2 protein-coding genes are annotated in these 1,917 nt (G+C 64.9%); both read right to left on the bottom strand.

What is annotated here, in order from left to right; translation table 11 throughout:
- Positions 1-6: 6 nt before the first annotated feature.
- Complete coding sequence (locus QSG27_RS28805; RefSeq protein WP_306712267.1) at positions 7-498, bottom strand: autoinducer binding domain-containing protein; 492 nt, start codon at positions 496-498, stop codon at positions 7-9.
- Positions 495-1,625 (bottom strand): MFS transporter, encoded by a 1,131-nt coding sequence (locus QSG27_RS28800; protein ID WP_306712265.1) that lies wholly within the window; start codon positions 1,623-1,625, stop codon positions 495-497. Before QSG27_RS28800 ends, QSG27_RS28805 begins: the two co-directional genes overlap by 4 nt.
- Between the last annotated feature and the right edge of the window lie 292 nt (positions 1,626-1,917).

Genomic DNA, 1,917 nt, shown 5'->3' with positions numbered 1-1,917 from the left:
CGGCGATCACACCGGAATTCCCGGCCCAGATCCGGTCGAATTCGGCAAAGGCCATGCCTCCCGCATGGCAACCGATGCTATGGCTCCCAGCCCACTGGCGAAACGCATGGGGATCGTCACACCGGTGATGACGCCATGGTCATAGTCGAGGGCCAGGGACCGCAGTGCTCCGTCGCTGATGGTCGGTAGTCTCGACGTGTCGCTCCACAGGATCGGCGCGGTTTCACAGCGAGCCGCCTCGACATACTCGTCGCAATAGAACAGATCCATCGTAAGCTTGTCGTCCAGCCAAGCCCCAGCCCCTTGGATGCTGTTGAGTATCAGGCCGAGGGAGCGATCCGGGTCCGGCATCGCCTCCGTTCCGTAGATCAGGCCCGTGACGCCGAACACCGTGAGCTGGGCCTTCAACCGCTCCCACAGATCCTGTGCGCCGGTCGCCTGCCGGAAATCCTCCACCGCCTCCATCAGAAGCCGGCCGTCTGCCGCCCGGTCGCTCATGCGGGTTTCTCCGCGCGCTGCGTCCGCCAGAACAGGACCGTCAGAAAGACGGCGAACAGCGCCGCCGCGCTGATCATCAGCCCCTGCGGGTCGCGCCAGTCCATCGCCGCCCCATGGAGCGGCCCGCCGGTGAGCGAGCCCACGGCATAAAGCGTTCCGAAGACGGCGTTGGCGGCGGCCAAGTCGCTTCCCTCGAAGACATCAGTCAGCAGCGCGAGGGAGATCGTGTAGAGCGCTCCGGCGAAACCGCCCCAGACGAACATCGCCGCCAGCAACGCCGGCAGGGCGAAGACCGTTTTTGGAATGACCAGCGTCATGCCGAGCGCGACCATGGCGCTGAACGCCAGAAGCGGAATTTTGCCCAACCGGTCGGCGAACACGCCGAGGGGAACCGAGAACACCACCTGACCGGCCAGGAAGGCACTGGCGGCCCAGGCCGCCCATTCCTCCCCGATCCCCTGGCGAACCACATAGACCGGCATCAGCGCGTACGGCACCGGCTCGAACATGCCGAAGAGCAGCGCCCCCACGACACCGACCGAGGCGATGCCGGACAGTGACCACAGCGGGCTTTCGGGACTGTCGCCAACGGCGGGCGGGCCGTGCCGGAGGCGGCCGAAAGCCGCCGCGCTGCCCGCCACGAATGCCAGCACCAGCAGGACCGGCGGCCAGCCCTGGAACCCGACCAGCGGCACCGCCCCCGCTCCGACCGCGGCACCTCCGCAGAAGCATGCGCTGTAGATCCCGATGTAGCGGCTGCGGCGATCATCCGGGGAGACCGCGCTGATCCAGTATTCGACGAGCCGAAACACCAGGCCGCAGCTGCCACCGAACAGGAAGCGGAACAGCATCCACGCGCGCTCGTCGTGCAGCAGTTCGAACCCGGGGAAGGTCACCGCCGCGGTCATCAGAAGCCCGGCCATGACCAGTCCGGGATTGAAGCGCCGCAGCACCCACGGCATCAGCGGGGTTGCCAGAAGCCAGCCCAGTGCCGGCATGGCGGCGTTCAGCCCGATGGCCGTCCCTGATGCTCCCATGCGATTGAGCATCAGGTCCACATACGCGTAGGACGCTCCAACGGCGGCGGCGAGCAGGCCTGCCGCCACAGAAATTCCGGTGATGTCCAATGAGGGAGAGGGCCGCACGATCCACCTCATTCGGTCCCGACAGGGGTACGTCGAGGCGTTTCTATACCTTGGCTTCTCCAGATGATCAATGTCGGCCAATGGGAAATCCCCCATAGCGCGAAGGGGAGGGGGCGGTTGCTTACATGGCGGTGTCCCAAATTCGTCCCAAAAATCGGGATTAAATTTTCCACGAAAACGACAAAGCCCGCCAAGTCGTTGACTTGACGGGCCTTTTTGTCGGAAATTTGGTTGCGGGGGCAGGATTTGAACCTGCGACCTTCAGGTTATGAGT

The sequence above is a fragment of the Azospirillum isscasi genome (assembly GCF_030849505.1).
Classification (GTDB): domain Bacteria; phylum Pseudomonadota; class Alphaproteobacteria; order Azospirillales; family Azospirillaceae; genus Azospirillum; species Azospirillum isscasi.
The sequence above is the reverse complement of the archived record's forward strand: the minus strand, read 5'-3'. Positions and strand labels throughout refer to the sequence as shown.